Here is a 15,528-nt window from a genome sequence, read left to right on the forward strand (position 1 = left end):
CATGTCCGATTCCGAGTTCACCGTCGAGAGTGCCCGAACCGCAGCCGAGGTCGGCGACCTGTCCACCTGGGTGGCCCGCTTCCTCGCGAGTGACGGCAGCGACAACGCCGAACTCGGCGAGCAACTGAGCGGCGAGTACGCCGAGTGGTTCGGCCCCCTCCGACTCGAGTTCGACCGACTCCACCGACTCGCAGGGCCACCGGACCAGCCGACGCTGGAACGACTCGGCGACGACGACCTCGAGACCGTCGAGGACATGCAGGAATCGGTCGACGAGGGCTGGTCACCACCGCCCTTCGTCGTGACGTGGCAAGGCGACCATCTGGTGCTGGAGGATGGGAACCATCGCATCGAAGGACTCCGCCGAGCAGGCCACGATTCGTACTGGTGCGTGCTGGGGTTCGACGACGCCGACGCTCGAGCGCAGTACGACGACCAGCACGGATGACGCCCGGTCGCGAACACGACGTGCCGTGAATGACGGCTCCACGTCCGGGGTACTTCGTGGCACAACGTCTCACCCCAGGAGTTCCCATGGCACCGAAGCCCACGCCCAAGAAGAAGCGTCCCGCAGCGTCGAAGAAGACGGCGCAGAAGCACAGCAACCCGTCCCCGTCGGGCGGCGAGACCCATCAGACCGTCGCCGATGGAGGCGACGGGTCGTCGCTGACCACGCAGCAGGGAGTGGTGATCTCCGACGACCAGAACACCCTCACGGTCGGGGATCGGGGCCCTCAGTTGCTCGAGGACTTCGTGCTCCGCGAGAAGCTCTTCCATTTCGATCACGAGCGGATCCCTGAACGTGTCGTCCACGCTCGGGGCTACGGAGCGAAGGGGACCTTCGAGTGCTATGACGCACTCACCGACATCACGATGGCGAGCCTGTTCGCCGCCACCGGCAAGAAGACCGACGTGTTCGTGAGGTTCTCGACGGTTGCGGGCAACAAGGGCTCGGCGGACCTGGCGCGAGACGTGCGCGGGTTCGCCGTCAAGTTCTACACCGATGCCGGGAACTGGGATCTGGTCGGGAACAACATTCCGGTGTTCTTCATCCAGGACGCGATGAAGTTCCCCGACCTCGTCCACGCCGCAAAACCCGAGCCGCACTGTGGTTTCCCGCAGGCGCAGACGGCGCACGACAACTTCTGGGACTTCGTCTCGCTGATGCCCGAATCGACGCACATGTTGATGTGGATCATGTCCGATCGGGCGATCCCGCGGTCGTTCCGGTTCATGGAGGGCTTCGGTGTGCACACGTTCCGACTGGTCGACGAAGGTGGCGCATCGACCTATGTGAAGTTCCACTGGAAGCCGATGGGCGGCGTGCAGTCGGTGACGTGGAACGAAGCCGTGAAGATCAACGGGGCCGACCCGGACTTCCATCGGCGCGATCTGTGGAACTCGATCGACTCGGGAGACTTCCCGGAATGGGAACTCGGCGTCCAGATGTTCGATGACGACTTCGCCGATTCGTTCGACTTCGACGTGCTCGACTCGAGCAAGCTGATTCCCGAGGAGCAGATTCCGGTCACCCCGATCGGGAAGATGACCTTGAATCAGAATGTCGACAACTTCTTCACCGAGACCGAACAGGTTGCGTTCTGCACCGCGAACGTCGTGCCCGGAATCGACTTCACCAACGATCCGCTCCTGCAGGGCCGCAACTTTTCGTATCTCGACACCCAGCTGAAGCGGCTCGGTTCGCCCAACTTCACGCACATCCCGGTGAACGCGCCGCGCTGTCCGGTCATGCACTTCCAACAGGACGGCCACATGTCCACGCAGGCGCCCGAGTTCGGCCGGGCGAACTACGAACCGAACTCGTGGGGCAGCGAGGGTGGCCCTCGGGAAGACCCGGAGCGCGGCTACCGATCGTTCGCCGCGGCGGAGTCCGGCGACAAGCGCCGCGTGCGCGCCGAATCGTTCGCCGACCACTACAGCCAGGCCCGACAGTTCTACGACAGCCAGACCGACGTCGAGCGGAACCACATCGTCGACGCCTTCGTGTTCGAACTCTCGAAGGTCGAAACGGTTGCGGTCCAGGAGCGCATGCTCGCGGGATTGCGCAACGTGTCGGACGACCTCGCGCAGCGGGTCGCCGACGGCCTCGGACTCGCTCTCCCGGACGCTGCCGACGCGGCGCGCCCGACGCGTACCGATCTCGAACCGTCGCCTGCGCTCTCGATGCTCGCCGATCCGCTGGAGTCGTTTGCCGGCCGCAAGATCGGTGTCCTCGTCGCTGAGGGAACCGATCCGAAGGTGTTGGCAGCATTGCGCAAGGCTGCGAAGAACGAGGGGGCGCTCATGGCGCTCGTGGCACCGAAGAAGCACGGTGTGATGGACAGTGCCGGCTCCGAACTCGAGATCGCCGAGAAGATCGACGGTGGACCGTCGGTGGTTTTTGATGCGATTGCGGTCGTGTTGAACGACGAGCAGGCCGAACGGCTGGCGCTCGACGCGGTGGCCAAGGATTTCGTCTCCGACGCCCACGCCCACTGCAAGTTCGTCGCGTACACGGGCAGTTCGACGCCGTTGTTCGATGCGGTCGGAGTCACCGACTTCGACGACGGCTATCACGATCTCGGAACGAAGAGCGCGGCGGCGACGTTCGTCCGCGCCTGCCGGCAGGTTCGGCACTGGGAGCGCCAGCCGGCGGTCGACCAGACCTGATGCGCCGGCACCGCCGACCGCGATCCCGAGCTCTGACGTGTTCGCAGATCGCAGGGATATCTGTCGTCGATTCGGGGTACGTGTGGTCATGATCCAAACGCTCTCGAGCGCACCGTCCCCCCAGACATCCCAGGACCCGTCCGTCGACATCGCTCACGTCGTCGTCGTGATACCTGCGTGCGACGAGGAGGACTCGATCGTCGAGTGCCTGCAGAGCGTCGCAGCCGCCCGCCGGCGGCTTCCCGCAGAGGTGAGCTGCAGCGTGACCGTCGTGGCGGACCGCTGTACCGATCGCACGGTGAGCCGTGCTCTGGCGGCGCTGGCCGGCGGTGACGGTGACGTCGTGCTCGAGTCGAATGCCGGCATCGTCGGAACGGCACGACACCTCGGCGTGGAGTGCGCACTGCTGGATCTCGGCGTCGAACCCCGACGGGTGTGGATCGCCAACACCGACGGCGACACCGTCGTTCCACCGGACTGGTTGACGACTCACCTCGACATCGCACGCTCGGGCGCAATCGGTGCAGCGGGGGTGGTGGAACTGCGTGAGCTTGCGTTGTGTCGAACCGACCTCGTCGAATTGTTCGATCGGACCTACCTCCGACGTCCGGACGGAACCCATCCCCACGTGCACGGTGCCAACATGGGTTGTCGTGCCGATGCATTCCGCGCGGCGGGAGGATGGAATCCACTCGCAACCGGTGAGGATCACGACCTGTGGAATCGGCTCCGGCGCGTCGGACCGGTGACGGCATCCACAGCTCTCACCGTGACCACCAGCGCTCGGCTGGTGGGGCGTGCTCCGGCCGGGTTCGCCGCCAATCTCGCCGCGCTCGATCGAGAGCTCGAGGATCTCAGGCAGACCGTGGCATGACGGTCGCAGCTCGTCGACGAATGGAGCAGGGTGGCATGGCTGTGCGCGACCGATGGGATTCGGTTCTCGCATCGGCGCGGACCTGGTCCCCACCTGCTCGGCGGACGGTCGTGGTGGCTCCGCACCCCGACGACGAGACGCTGTCGGCGGGCGGTCTCGTCGTACATCAACGGAACGTCGGAGTGGAGGTGGTCATCGTCGCGGTGACCGACGGCGAGGCGAGCTACGACCCCGCCGGAGACGCGTCCCTCGCGGCCACCCGCAGAGGTGAGCAACGTTCGGCCCTCGACGTGCTCGGTGTCGCAGATGGATCGATCCGGCGGCTCGGGTTCCCCGACAGCCACGTCGATGAGGACGAGTCCGACCTGAGCGACCGAATCATCGACGTGCTGCGGCCGGGCGACCTGCTCGTTGCGACATGGAACCACGATGTCCACCCCGATCACGAGGCCTGCGGGCGCGCCGCGCTCGAGGCGGCTGCACAGGTGCCGGTGACGCTGATCTTCTCGCTGTTCTGGACGTGGCATCACCGTCGACCCGACGAGATCGACGCCGGGCGACTCCTGTCGTTCGAACTCGACGCCGACGACCGCCGGACGAAACAGCGTGCAATGCGCGAACACGCCAGCCAGTTCGATGGTCAGGGTGATCGGGCGCCCGTCCTCGACGAGCAATGGGTGGAGCCGGCGATGTGGACACACGAATACTTCGTGGAATCGTGCGGTCCAGCCGTCGCCGAGGTGCGACCGTGAACACGATCGGAAGCACGACGGATTGCCTGCGAGACCTGCTCGTGTCGGGTCGTCTCGACCTGCCGGACCCCGCGAGTGGTTCGACCGCGGCACGCCATCGAGCCCTCATCGAGATCGCACGGACCTTGCCGGTGGGCGTGGCGCGGCTCGCGGAGGCTCACTGCGACGCGACGTCGATCCTGCATGAAGCCGGTCGGAAGCCGGACGGGGGATCCCTGTACGGGGTGTGGGCATCGTCCGGTCCCGAAGATCCCCGACTCGAGGCGTCGTCGATCTCGGGAACGAAGCTGTTCTGCAGCGGCCTCGGAATCGTCGACCGGGCACTCGTCACGGTGATCGATCACGACGGCCGCCAACGTCTCGTCGACGTCGATGCCGGTCCGGACGTCGGGATCGAACTCGACACGAGTGGATGGGCGACAGGTGCGCTCTCCGACACCGCCACGGGTGTGGTGCGCTACGACCGTCACCCGATCGATCCGGACCGGATGGTCGGCCCGCCGAACTGGTATCTCGATCGCGTCGGGTTCTGGCACGGAGCGTGTGGACCCGCGGCCTGTTGGGCGGGAGCGACGCTCGGGATCATCGAGGCTGGCGATCGCTCGGGTGGTTCCGATCCGCATCGACAGGCGCAACTCGGTGCACTGAGGGCAGCGGCGTGGGGCCTCGAAGCGCTCTTCGACAGCGCAGCTCGACAGATCGACGCGGCACCCGACGACCGGGTCGAGGCCGAGCGGCGTGCTCGCTCGCTGCGCCATCTCACCGAGCGGATGTGCGCCGATGTGCTCGACCGCTTCGGTCGGGCATTCGGACCCCGTCCGTTCACCACCGATGCCGCGTTGGCGACCCGATTCTCCGATACGCACCTGTACCTCCGTCAGCATCACGGCGAGCGCGAGCTCGGCGCTGTAACCGGCTCGTCGAGCCCGTGACCGACTCCGACATGGCGCCCCACGATGAAGCCTCCGGTGTTCCACTCGGCTACTTCGATGCGATGTACGCCGAGGACGACGACCCGTGGGGCTTCGACTCAGCGTGGTATGAACGCCGCAAATATGCGCTCACACTTGCCCTGCTCCCGCGACATCGATACCGACGCGCGCTCGAACCCGGTTGCTCGATCGGCTCGTTGACCGAGCTGCTGGCCGCTCGCTGCGACGAGCTGATCGCGTTCGATTTCCACGAGTCGTCCGTCGAGAGAGCGCGACGACGTCTGTCCGATCGGTCGAACGTCGAGGTCCGCCAGGAGGTGTTCCCTCGGTTCTGGCCCGATGGCGGGGGAGATCTGGTCGTGTGGTCGGAGGTCGCCTACTACCTCGGCGACGACGGCGCCCGAGCCGCGCTCGATGGGCTGGATCGCTGGCTCGAGCCGGGCGGCGACCTGATCGCCGTGCACTTCACGGGCGAGACCGACTACCCCCGGTCGGGTCGATCGATCGGCACCTGGCTCGATGGAGTGCCCTGGCTCGAGCTCCGCACACGATGCGTCGACGAGTCGTTCGACGCACGCGTGTGGACGCGAACGACCTGACGCGGAACTCGTCGGTCGGACTCCTCGTTCGTCCCGCCCCGTCCGGCTCGAAAGATCGAGTCGCGGCTGAGGTTGCACAGTTCGTCTGGTGGTTTCGATCTCCCGAACGGGGGTACCCATGCTCCGTGTCATCACGCAGCAACGACGCACTCCAGGTGTCATTCGAGTTCGCGCGCGGTCGCGTTCGGTGCACGGTGACGGGCGATCTGATCCGCGACAGCGTTCCGCTCCTGTTCGAGACCGTGCGAGCGATCCTCACCGGCGGTGATCGAGTGGTGATCGATCTGACCGCGACGACGATGATCGACTCCGCTGCTCTCGGCTGTGCCGCCAGACTCCATCAGGTCGCAACCGAGCGCGGGGTGAGCGTCGAGTTCGTCACGGGCCGCAATTTCCAACGCCGGGTCTTCGAGGTCGCCAATCTCGACGGCTACCTGCAGATCGTGCACGAGCCGGTCGGCTGACGGATCGATCCGTGAGCGAATGCGACCGCGCCGATCGGGTACTCACCGATCATGATCCTCCGCGACGCTCGGCAGCTACGATGATGCCGATGGTCGACCTGACCAGTGTGGCGTCCGCTCGCGATTTCGCCGGCGTCCTCGACGCGTTGACCGAGACGTTCGGCGAGGATGCAGCGTTGTTCGCGATCGACCATGCATTCGATCGGATGGTGGAGGTGCGATCGACGCCGGGCGCCACCACGTCGTTCCCCCTGGACGGCGCGATGCGCGCCGCAATGCTTGAGAACCGCCCGTTCGTCGAGGACGATCTGCACTGGATTCCGATCTCGGATCGAGAACACCCGGTGCTCGTCGTGCGCGCATCTCCCGCAAACTTGCCGTCGGACGAGGTCGTGCAGTTGCTGGGACCGATCACCAACGCACACCGTGCCCGCTTCGAGGATCTCGAGCGCGTGCGACGGCGGAGCTCGATGAGCGTTGCGGCCGAGATGCAGTGGGCGTCGCTACCGAACCGTGCGGACCTCCTCGGCCAGTACGCAATCGGAAGCGTGCTCGAGCCGGCCTACGAGGTCGCAGGAGATGCCTTCGACTATGCAACAACCGACGGCGCCCTCTTCGCGTATTCGCTCGACGGCATGGGACACGGGGTTGCAGCGACGATGGCGAGCGTGCTGGCGCTGTCGGCGATTCGGAACACGCGTCGCTCCGGTGGAGGTCTCGCAGCACAGATGAACGCGGCGAGCGCCGTGCTGTTCGAGGAGTTCGCAGGGGACTGCTTCGTCACCGGACTGGCCGTGCGGATCGATGCGAGCGGCATCGAGTTCGTGAACGCCGGTCATGAGCCCGCGTGGGCGGTCGAAGGCGGAGAGGCGCGTTGTCTCGACCTGACGGCCGAGCTCCCGCTCGGAGTGATCGCCGATCACGCGTACGGCGTACAGGCGGGTCGGGCACTCGAACCGGGCGATGGAATCGCGATGTTCTCCGACGGGCCGGCGAACGCCCGCTCGTCCGACGGTTCGGAGTTCGGATCGGATCGTCTCCACGAGGCGCTCGAGGACCGTTGGTCGACGAGTCCGCTGCGCACGGCTCACGGCGTCGTGGACGACGTCATCGGCTTCATCCAGGACGAGCGTGTGTCCGACGACATCACCGCAGTCGTCATCCGCCGCGTCACGAGTGATCGGTGAGCGACACGATGGACGTGATGGAGGACGTGCGTTGCGATTTCGACGGGTGCGACAGCTCGATGATCTTCCGCGTCCTCTTGGCTGTCGTCGATCAGTTGTGCGCCGACGGAGACGTCGATCTGGCCGCCCTCGAGTCGTTGGACATCCCGCTCGAGGACTGCATCGACGCGCTGCATCACCGTGGCGTGCAGGCGGCGGTGGTCACCTCGCGTGGCAATCTGCTCGTCATCGAACTCCGTCTCGAGACCGGAGCCGGGCTGGCCGACGACGGTGCATCGCTTGGCGACGTCAGCGAGATCGTCGAGTCGTTCTTCGATGTGACCATCTCCAAGGACCCCGCGAGCGTCCGCCTCGCTGCGCGGCTGGGATGACGCGGGCCGGTGTGACCGTGACCGGTTCGAGGAGCGGAACACTGTCCGACGTGGAGGCCGATGAACTCTTCCATCGGCACGTCGATCTCGCAGACAGGCTGGCGCGTCGATACAGCTTCGGAGCGGGAGTGGACGAGGATCTTCGGCAGGTTGCACGACTCGGGCTCTTGTTCGCGTGCCGACGCTATGACCCCGAACGCGGAGTCTTCGTGCGGTTCGCCGTGGTCACGATCAACGGTGAACTCAAGAAGCATCTTCGATCGAACGGTTGGGGAGTGCGGGTGCCGCGCTCGCTGCAGGAGGATTCGATCACGGTCGCTTCGGCATCCGAGCGGTTGACGGCACGGCTGAGACGCTCGCCGTCGGTCGGCGAGGTCGCCGACGAAACCGGCTTCGAGCGGGAGCGGGTGATGGAGGCGGTCCGCGTGCGCGAGTCGCGCTTCTCCTCCTCCGTCGAGCATGCTGGGATCGATCTCGCGGCACCTGGGGACTCGATGGACGCGGCACTTCTCTCCCACGCCATGTCGAGACTCGATGACGAGGAACGACGATTGATCGAGTACCGCTATCGGGATGGCATGACCCAATCCGAGATCGGCCGTCTGATCGGAATCTCGCAGCCTCAGGTCCATCGTCGCCTGTCGTCCGCGATCGACAGGCTTCGCAACGAACTCGACGAGCAGGAGGAATGATGAGCAGCGATGTCGCCGAGGTGTCGGTGAGAGGCGGTTTCCGACTCGAGATGCCACCCGCCCTCGTGTCCATCTCCATCAGCCGTTCCACGGTGCGGCGGGTCGTCACCTTCCGTGACTCGGACGCGGAGAGCACGTTCCTGGTCGCCTTGACCGAGATCGTCGCGAACGCAGTCGACGAGCACGCGCGGCTCGGGGTGGACCGGCCGATCGTGCTCGAGGTGCGTTTCGGTTCCGATGAGTTGGTCCGTGTGATCGACTCGGGAGAGGGGTTCTCGACGGCTCTGCGATCTGTTCCACCCATCCCGATCGATGGCGGCGAACCCGACCAACGTGGGCGGGGTCTCCTCCTCGCGCGGGCGCTCGTTCCTGCGATTGCATTCGAGTCGTCGCGCACCGGAACCGTCGTCACGCTGCCGTTCGCCGGGTTCGGGATCGTCCGATGAGCAATCGACCGGGACGCCTCGATCTCGAGATCTCCGTGCGCGGCGACCTCGACGTGCCCGAGGCCGAGATCCGGGTCATCGGGGAGTTCGACCGCGTCCAGATCGCGCGTTTCGATCGCGCCGGTGAAGCGCTGTCGCAGGAACTCGTTCGGCTCACCGTCGATCTCACTCGGACCACGATCATCGACTCGGCGGCGCTCGGCAGCCTGATCAGATTGCGCCACTCACTGGATCGCATCGGTTGTCAGTTACGGGTGGTGGTCTCGGAACCGTTCCAGGTGATGGTGATGAAGGTCGGTGGCCTGTACGACTTCCTCGGTGTCGTCGAGGAATAGCGAGGCCCGATCATTCGTCGGTCGCGCGGCAGAATCCTGCAGTGATCAGCCGTCGAGCGAGGATCAGCTTGCTGGAGTCGTCGAGACCGACGAGGTCATCGATCAGGACGTGATCAGCGCGCCGCAACTGTGCGATCGCACGGGCACACACCGATGGGACGTTCATCCAGTGTCCGTCGCGTTCGATCCGGATGACGGAGTCGGCTCGACGGATCGCCGTCCAGTCGACGGTCCGGATGACGCAGGCCTGCAGTGTGAGGTTCGCGAGTCCGACGGCAGCATTCAGCGCCCCTGGTCGCGGTGGCCGCCTCGTGCGCCGAGTCCGTTCGGATCGAGCGACTTCGGCGACATCGATCGACGCGAGATGACGCCGGACCTCGTCGATCATCGGCCCGAGTTCGGCGTGCATGTCGTCGTCGGCGGTCCGGAATCTGAGCGGAAGTGGATCGTCGAGTCGAGCCGGACCGTCACGGAGGATTCGTTCGAGAACGGATCGATACGTGACCCGCAGGATTCCGAGTGTCAGGTGCAGCGAAGTCTGGTCGTTCGACGAAGCGACGTGCTCGGTACCCGCCGGAACATAGAGGGTGTCGCCGGCGCCGAGTTCGAACTCTCCGAGCGACTCGACGGACCAGCGCTTCGAACCGGCGAGCTGGACGACGATGACGTCGTGTCCGTCCGTGTGCGGGGCCAGACCGGTTGCATGGGGCGGCGTGAGGTAGGCGTTGGCCTGGATCGGGTGGGAGATCTCGTCGCCGAGTCGCTCGGCGAAGAAGAGAACCTTGTGATGCGTGCGATGGAGTGATTGAGCCACGATCGTGGCGCCGCCCGAGAAGAGTTCGGCGACACGATCGGGGTCCACGACATCACGGAAGTCCCTCCCTCCGATGCGTGCCCGGTTCGTGTAGCGATCGCCCGACACCGGCGATCCGTTCTCGACGAGACGGACCACCGGACGCCGGATCCCACTGCACAGAAAGGCATCGAGGTCGCCGGTCGTGAGGATGTCGCGAAAAGAATCGGCGGATGCGCCGTGCCGGTGGAGTGGGGCCCGCCCCCAGTATTCGCTCTCGAACGTGTCGACGTCGCCGACGCAGCGCGCCAACGCCCCGTCGGACGCGGGGTCCGACGGGGCGTGCGGCCTGCGATCAGCCGAGATGCTCAGGTCAGGCCTCGTCGCCGGTGTCCTTGGAGTGCTCGCCGGGGGCGTCGAGGTTCTCGTCGTCCTCGGTCGGCTCGTCGCCGGTGTCCTTGGAGTGTTCGCCGGGGGCGTCGAGGTTCTCGTCGTCTTCGGTCGGTCCGGAGGAGATGTCGTCGTTGGAGATGGATGCCTTGTCGTTGCTCATGGGTCAGCAGTACCCCGACCCGCGAACACCGATTCATGCTCCCGTCGAGAAATGTCGAGCGCTGACGTCGCGGAGCAGCCGGGAGTGTGCCGAATGGAATGTCGCGCTCGGGGGTACTGGTGTCGACGCCCATCGTTCACCGCTTTCGATGTGTCACTCCTCAAGGAGAGTTCTCCCATGGCATTCATCCTCTGGCTCATCGCCGTGATCCTCGTGGTCGTCGGAATCGTCCAGATCTTCCAGGGCCAGATCATCCTGGGCATCGTGCTGATCGTCCTCGGCTGCCTCGTGGGTCCGGGCGGGTACAGCATCTTCAATCGACGGTAGACGCGGTGGAGTCGAGATGGTCGTGCGTGTCCCGGACGAGTTGATCGAGAGAGATCCCGCAGTGCTCGCGCCGGCTGCCGGGCTGGTCGACATCGCCGACGATCAGCCCGGCATCGCTCGGCGACGCCGGGGCAGCGGGTTCAGCTATCAGGACGCATCCGGGAACGACATCGACCTCGTCGAGCGTGAACGCATCGAGGCGCTCGCCATCCCGCCTGCGTGGAACGACGTCTGGATCTCGCCCGATCCCCTCGGATACCTCCAGGCGTCCGGGACCGACGATGCCGGTCGGAAGCAGTATCGATACCACGACCGTTTCCGCTCCTTCTGTGAGGATCGCAAGTTCGCGCGCCTCCACTATTTCGCGCGCGCCGTGGTGGTCATCCGCAAGGCGACACAGCGGGCGCTCGACCAGCCCCTCGGATCACGCGATCACGCGGTTGCGGCGGCGGTCGCACTGATCGATCGTTCGCTTCTCCGCGTCGGAAACGACGACTCGGCGACGAACGGTCATTACGGGGCGACGACGCTCACGGTCGATCACGTCGTCGATGACGACGTGATGATGCTGAACTACACCGCGAAGAGTGGCAAGGAACGCGCTGTCGTGATCGAGGACGAGGATCTCGTTGCGGTCCTTTCGGAGCTGGCCGAGGATGCTGACGACGAGCTGTTCTGGTTCGACATCGAACCCGATGGCGAACGCCGACGTGCCACCGCCTCCGATGTGAACCACTTCATCGTCGAGCAGGTGGGGTCGGCGTTCTCGGCACGGGACTTCCGCACCTGGGGTGGCTCCGCGATCGCGGTCGAGGCCCGTGCCACCGGGTCGCGCGTTCTGGAGGCCATCGACGAAGCCGCCGACGAACTCGGCAACACCCGTGCGGTCGCCCGCAGCTCCTACGTGCATCCACTGATCGTGGAGGCCGACGACGAGACGATTGCTGAGGCGTGGAGTTCGTCGCGCACGTCGAAGTGGCTCGGGCGCTCGGAGAGTGCGCTGGCCAAGCTCCTGATGGACGCTCCTCGACCGTCGGGATGGTGAGCAACCGTCATTCGACAACCATCCTCTGGCTCCGATCGCCGGTCGAGCGGGGTCAACCCGAACCGTGTGCGGATCCGGTCGGGTGTTGGCGGAGTCCGCCGGATTCGTCGCGACGCACTTCGATCCACCCGTCGACGAGGCGCGCCAGATACGCAGGCTGTGGCACCGACGCCGGACCCGCCTCGACTCCTCCATCGGCAGTGTCGAAGCGACTCGCATGCCACGGACATTCGACGCAGTTGTCGACGACAGTTCCGTCGGACAACGGCGCGCCACGATGGGTGCACCGGTCTTCGAGCACGTCGACGTGATCGGAGCGGAGGATCGCCACGAACTGGAGGCCGTCGAGGGTGGCCCGGACCGGTTCGTCGGTCGACAGACTCGACTCCTCGATCAGCCTGGTCCACTCGCTCGGTCCGGATTGGAACGCGGTGGTGTTCACCCCGACCCCACGTGAGTAGGCGAGGTGGCCGCCGAGGTAGCCAGCTGCTCCGACCATCGCCAGCCCAACACCCGAGAGGGCCTTCGCTGCGGTCGGTCTCGTGGTGCGACGAGCGACCCAGGACGCCGTGAACAGGGCGATGGCGGCATCGTTGAGCAACGCATGGACGAGTCCGACCCGTTGTTCGGCCTGCGAGGTGTCGAACCAGTCGGCGACGCCGGTTGCCGCTGTCGGGATGGCTGCGAGGGTGCCGGCGCCGATGAGGCGTCGGGCGGCCGGGGCCGACGCTCCGGATACATCGAGGAGCGCAGCCCCGGCCCAACACCCGATCGGCACGGCGACCAGCATCGGATGGACGCTGTGACCCAGCCAACGTCCGGTGAGACCATCGCGGACGAGCGATGGCCGCCCGAGGGGAGCCGCGATCGATCTGACCTTCGACGACAGTCGATCGAGTCGGGACGCGGCCTCGATGGCCGTCGTGAATCGGTGAAGGGGGTTCATGACTCTCCTCTGGGCGGTGAACGGTGTCACCGTTCGGTACCCGGTTCCGACCGGTCGGATTCGCACGGTTCGACGTAACGGATCGGGCCGTTTCGGTGGTCGACCGTTGCGGGAAGGAAGGCTCGTGCGGGTTTGACGCCGATCGATGCGGGTACGACTCGACTTCGACGGCTCATCGTTGCGATCAGCCGAACCGAGTACGACCGCACGAAGGGAACCCCCATGGGCCTCGCTGACATCCTCGCCGACCACCCCGACAAGACCACGTTCGACCTCGCCGAACTGAACCGCGCCGCTCAGGCGGCGATGGAGTGTTCACTCGCGTGCTCGGCGTGTGCCGATTCGGACCTCGGCCGAGATGCCAATTCGATGGCGACGTGCATCCGCACGTGCCTGGATTGTGCAGATCTGTGCGCGATGACCGCCAAGATGCTCGCTCGGCCGGCGCCCCGTGGCGACGCGTGGCAGAAGGTGGTCATGGCGTGCGTCGCACTGTGCGCCCAGTGTGCGAACGAGTGCAGCCAGCACGACGATCGGTGCTGTCAGCAGTGCGCCGCCGCATGCCGCGAGTGCGAGCAGGCCTGTCAGCAGCTCATCGCCGCGGCCCAGAGCTGACACCCGAAACCGGGACACGCATCGAGCGACCGTGAGCGAGACGAGGAGCATTCGACCGGAGGCGAGGTCCGAGCGTCGGGAGATCGATCGGGATCCATCGGTCGAGAACGTTCCCGCTGCATTCGAGCGTGCGATCGACGAGGGGACGGAGCGTTGCACCCGCGGGTGGCTCGCGCTCGTCGCGACCGGTGCGGTCGGCGGATTCGATGTTGGCGTCGGGGTTCTTGCACTGCTGGTGGTGCGCGAAGCAACCGGGAGTGTCCTGCTCGGTGCGTTGGCATTTCCCGTCGGCTTCATCGCGCTGACGCTCGGCAACAGCGAACTGTTCACCGAGAACTTCTTCGTCCCGGTTGCTGCCGTCATCGCCCGCCGGGTTCGAATGCGCCAGTTGGCACGACTGTGGGTGGTGACCCTGGTTGCGAACATCGTGGCGGGATGGATCGTCGCCTGTCTGATCGTGACCGCGCTGCCGGATCTCGCGGTCACGGCGTCAGAGGCGTCCGCCGACTATCTCGATGCAGGAATCGGAACTACCTTCGCGGCCAGCGCACTGCTCGGAGGCATGGTGATCACCCTCATGACGTGGCTGCTGCACAGCACGCAGTCGATGCCGGCCAAGTTGGTTGCCGCCTATTCACTGGCGTTCGTGCTGGTTGCCGGCCCGCTCGCGCACTCCATCGTCGGATCGATCGAGCTGTTCGTCGCCCTGATCGGCGGGGCGGAGTTCGGGTACGGCGACTGGCTCGGATTCGTGTCGTTCGCCGCGCTCGGCAACCTGATCGGTGGTGTCGGCCTCGTGACGACATTGCGACTCGTCCAGGTCGGCGGACGTGAGATCGCGAGCGAACAGGCGGTGACCGAGGGAGACCGGCACGGTTGACGCGTGAGCCTCAGGGGGCGAGCGAACCGTCGAACGTGCTGCATGCCTCGGGGTCACCGGTTTCGAAACCCTGCTCGAACCAGCTCCGGCGCTGTTCCGCCGAGCCGTGGGTGAAGCTCTCCGGGTCGACGTCCTGGCCGGACGATTCCAAGATCCGGTCGTCGCCGACGGCTTCGGCAGCGCCGAGCGCTTCGCCGATCTCCTCGGGGCGTTCGAGCAGACCTCGGTCGGCGACCGATCGAGCCCAGGTGCCAGCGAAACAGTCGGCTTGGAGTTCCTGCGCGACGCTGAGTCCGTTGGTCGCCGACGGCCGTGACCGCTGGGCGGCACCGACTCGATCGGCGATTCCCGTCACGTTCTGAACGTGATGGCCGTATTCGTGAGCGACGATGTACTGGGCGGCGAGGTCGCCTGTCGCCGCGAATCGTTCCTGGAGCTGTGCGAGGAACTCGAGGTCGAAGTACACGAGCTGATCTGCTGGACAATAGAAGGGGCCGGTCTGGGCCGATGCCCGTCCACATCCGGTGGACGTCGCGCCAGAGAAGAAGACCGTGTCCGTTCCGGGGAATGTGCCCTGGAAGGACAGCGGATACTGCCCTTCCCAGTACACCGACACGTCGTCGACGGCCCCGCACACGATCTGCTCCAGCTCTGATTCGCACGCGGCCGGGCCCGAGTCCTCCACCTGGGCCGCGGGCCCGATCGGTGACGATTCGCTGCCCAAGATCCTGGGCAGCACGATGATCGCGACCACGACCAGCAGTCCGATGACACCACCGCCCGCCTTGATCGGGAGCCTGCCGGGGCCACCACGTGATCCGAACGGCGACCCCGCGGTACGGCCGGCGTACCCCCCACCCGATCCGCGGCGATCGCGTACTCGACCACTGCTCCTTGACCGGATCTTCGTCATCGAGGAAAGCTACCCAGCCGCTTCGGAGCGAAACCCCGGCGATGAATTTGGTGGCCTGGGACGGGGCCGGGTTGGCTGTCGTCGCCGTGTCTGTGAGGCGTCAGTCGTCGCTGTCCGCCAGGACCAGGCAGAAC

20 protein-coding genes are annotated in these 15,528 nt (G+C 65.9%); 16 read left to right on the plus strand and 4 right to left on the minus strand.

Translation table 11 applies throughout. The annotated features are described in order from the left end of the window. Nucleotide 1: 1 nt before the first annotated feature. From WBV89_RS08770 to WBV89_RS08825, 12 genes are all read left to right on the plus strand, one after another. Nucleotides 2–448: a hypothetical protein gene (locus WBV89_RS08770; protein WP_423980954.1), complete on the plus strand. Its 447-nt coding sequence runs from the start codon at nucleotides 2–4 to the stop codon at nucleotides 446–448. Between the two features lie 86 nt (nucleotides 449–534). After that, complete coding sequence (locus tag WBV89_RS08775) at nucleotides 535–2,670, plus strand: catalase (RefSeq protein ID WP_423980955.1); 2,136 nt, start codon at nucleotides 535–537, stop codon at nucleotides 2,668–2,670. Nucleotides 2,671–2,758: 88 nt separating this feature from the next. Continuing rightward, nucleotides 2,759–3,544 carry a glycosyltransferase gene (locus tag WBV89_RS08780; protein WP_423980956.1) on the plus strand — a complete coding sequence of 262 codons (786 nt, stop codon included), beginning with the start codon at nucleotides 2,759–2,761 and terminating at the stop codon, nucleotides 3,542–3,544. A gap of 35 nt (nucleotides 3,545–3,579) precedes the next feature. Beyond that, a complete protein-coding gene (locus WBV89_RS08785; RefSeq protein WP_423980957.1) occupies nucleotides 3,580–4,296 on the plus strand; it encodes a PIG-L deacetylase family protein in 717 nt (238 codons plus the stop codon). Next, nucleotides 4,293–5,228 (plus strand): hypothetical protein, encoded by a 936-nt coding sequence (locus tag WBV89_RS08790; protein WP_423980958.1) that lies wholly within the window; start codon nucleotides 4,293–4,295, stop codon nucleotides 5,226–5,228. The genes WBV89_RS08785 and WBV89_RS08790 overlap by 4 nt, the downstream gene beginning before the upstream one ends. Further along, entirely contained in the window at nucleotides 5,225–5,827 is a 603-nt protein-coding gene (locus WBV89_RS08795; RefSeq protein WP_423980959.1) for an SAM-dependent methyltransferase, read from the plus strand. The genes WBV89_RS08790 and WBV89_RS08795 overlap by 4 nt, the downstream gene beginning before the upstream one ends. A 125-nt stretch (nucleotides 5,828–5,952) precedes the next feature. Next, nucleotides 5,953–6,291, plus strand: a complete 339-nt coding sequence (locus WBV89_RS08800; RefSeq protein ID WP_423980960.1) for an STAS domain-containing protein — start codon at nucleotides 5,953–5,955, stop codon at nucleotides 6,289–6,291. An 89-nt stretch (nucleotides 6,292–6,380) separates the two neighbouring features. Further along, nucleotides 6,381–7,478, plus strand: a complete 1,098-nt coding sequence (locus WBV89_RS08805) for a PP2C family protein-serine/threonine phosphatase (protein WP_423980961.1) — start codon at nucleotides 6,381–6,383, stop codon at nucleotides 7,476–7,478. Beyond that, nucleotides 7,475–7,849 carry a hypothetical protein gene (locus WBV89_RS08810; protein WP_423980962.1) on the plus strand — a complete coding sequence of 125 codons (375 nt, stop codon included), beginning with the start codon at nucleotides 7,475–7,477 and terminating at the stop codon, nucleotides 7,847–7,849. Before WBV89_RS08805 ends, WBV89_RS08810 begins: the two co-directional genes overlap by 4 nt. Nucleotides 7,850–7,899: 50 nt before the next feature. Then, the gene (locus tag WBV89_RS08815; protein WP_423980963.1) at nucleotides 7,900–8,541 is read left to right on the plus strand and encodes a sigma-70 family RNA polymerase sigma factor; all 642 of its coding nucleotides are present in this window, start codon (nucleotides 7,900–7,902) and stop codon (nucleotides 8,539–8,541) included. Beyond that, on the plus strand, nucleotides 8,541–8,987 hold the full coding sequence (locus tag WBV89_RS08820; protein ID WP_423980964.1) for an ATP-binding protein: 447 nt from the start codon (nucleotides 8,541–8,543) through the stop codon (nucleotides 8,985–8,987). Before WBV89_RS08815 ends, WBV89_RS08820 begins: the two co-directional genes overlap by 1 nt. Beyond that, nucleotides 8,984–9,322 (plus strand): STAS domain-containing protein, encoded by a 339-nt coding sequence (locus tag WBV89_RS08825; RefSeq protein WP_423980965.1) that lies wholly within the window; start codon nucleotides 8,984–8,986, stop codon nucleotides 9,320–9,322. The genes WBV89_RS08820 and WBV89_RS08825 overlap by 4 nt, the downstream gene beginning before the upstream one ends. Nucleotides 9,323–9,332: 10 nt before the next feature. On the opposite strand, the gene WBV89_RS08830 is transcribed toward WBV89_RS08825, so the two are convergent. Continuing rightward, nucleotides 9,333–10,427: a JmjC domain-containing protein gene (locus WBV89_RS08830; protein ID WP_423980966.1), complete on the minus strand. Its 1,095-nt coding sequence runs from the start codon at nucleotides 10,425–10,427 to the stop codon at nucleotides 9,333–9,335. Nucleotides 10,428–10,488: 61 nt separating this feature from the next. Beyond that, nucleotides 10,489–10,668: a hypothetical protein gene (locus tag WBV89_RS08835; RefSeq protein ID WP_423980967.1), complete on the minus strand. Its 180-nt coding sequence runs from the start codon at nucleotides 10,666–10,668 to the stop codon at nucleotides 10,489–10,491. 177 nt (nucleotides 10,669–10,845) lie between these two features. On the opposite strand from WBV89_RS08835, the gene WBV89_RS08840 reads away from it, so the two are divergent. Next, nucleotides 10,846–10,995, plus strand: coding sequence for a GPGG-motif small membrane protein (locus WBV89_RS08840; protein ID WP_423980968.1), 150 nt, complete (start codon nucleotides 10,846–10,848; stop codon nucleotides 10,993–10,995). 16 nt (nucleotides 10,996–11,011) lie between these two features. Then, nucleotides 11,012–12,040 (plus strand): DNA topoisomerase IB, encoded by a 1,029-nt coding sequence (locus WBV89_RS08845; protein ID WP_423980969.1) that lies wholly within the window; start codon nucleotides 11,012–11,014, stop codon nucleotides 12,038–12,040. A 52-nt stretch (nucleotides 12,041–12,092) separates the two neighbouring features. Here WBV89_RS08845 and WBV89_RS08850 read toward each other — a convergent pair whose 3' ends face one another. Further along, complete coding sequence (locus tag WBV89_RS08850; RefSeq protein WP_423980970.1) at nucleotides 12,093–12,986, minus strand: DUF2231 domain-containing protein; 894 nt, start codon at nucleotides 12,984–12,986, stop codon at nucleotides 12,093–12,095. A gap of 222 nt (nucleotides 12,987–13,208) precedes the next feature. Here WBV89_RS08850 and WBV89_RS08855 point away from each other — a divergent pair, with 222 nt between their 5' ends. Beyond that, nucleotides 13,209–13,601, plus strand: coding sequence for a four-helix bundle copper-binding protein (locus WBV89_RS08855; protein WP_423980971.1), 393 nt, complete (start codon nucleotides 13,209–13,211; stop codon nucleotides 13,599–13,601). Nucleotides 13,602–13,632: 31 nt separating this feature from the next. Continuing rightward, entirely contained in the window at nucleotides 13,633–14,481 is an 849-nt protein-coding gene (locus WBV89_RS08860; RefSeq protein WP_423980972.1) for a formate/nitrite transporter family protein, read from the plus strand. Nucleotides 14,482–14,491: 10 nt separating this feature from the next. On the opposite strand, the gene ypfJ is transcribed toward WBV89_RS08860, so the two are convergent. Next, nucleotides 14,492–15,394, minus strand: coding sequence for a KPN_02809 family neutral zinc metallopeptidase (ypfJ, locus tag WBV89_RS08865; protein ID WP_423980973.1), 903 nt, complete (start codon nucleotides 15,392–15,394; stop codon nucleotides 14,492–14,494). Nucleotides 15,395–15,528 lie beyond the last annotated feature (134 nt).

Origin of the sequence: Ilumatobacter sp., assembly GCF_049588435.1 — a bacterium.
Lineage (GTDB): Bacteria > Actinomycetota > Acidimicrobiia > Acidimicrobiales > Ilumatobacteraceae > Ilumatobacter_A.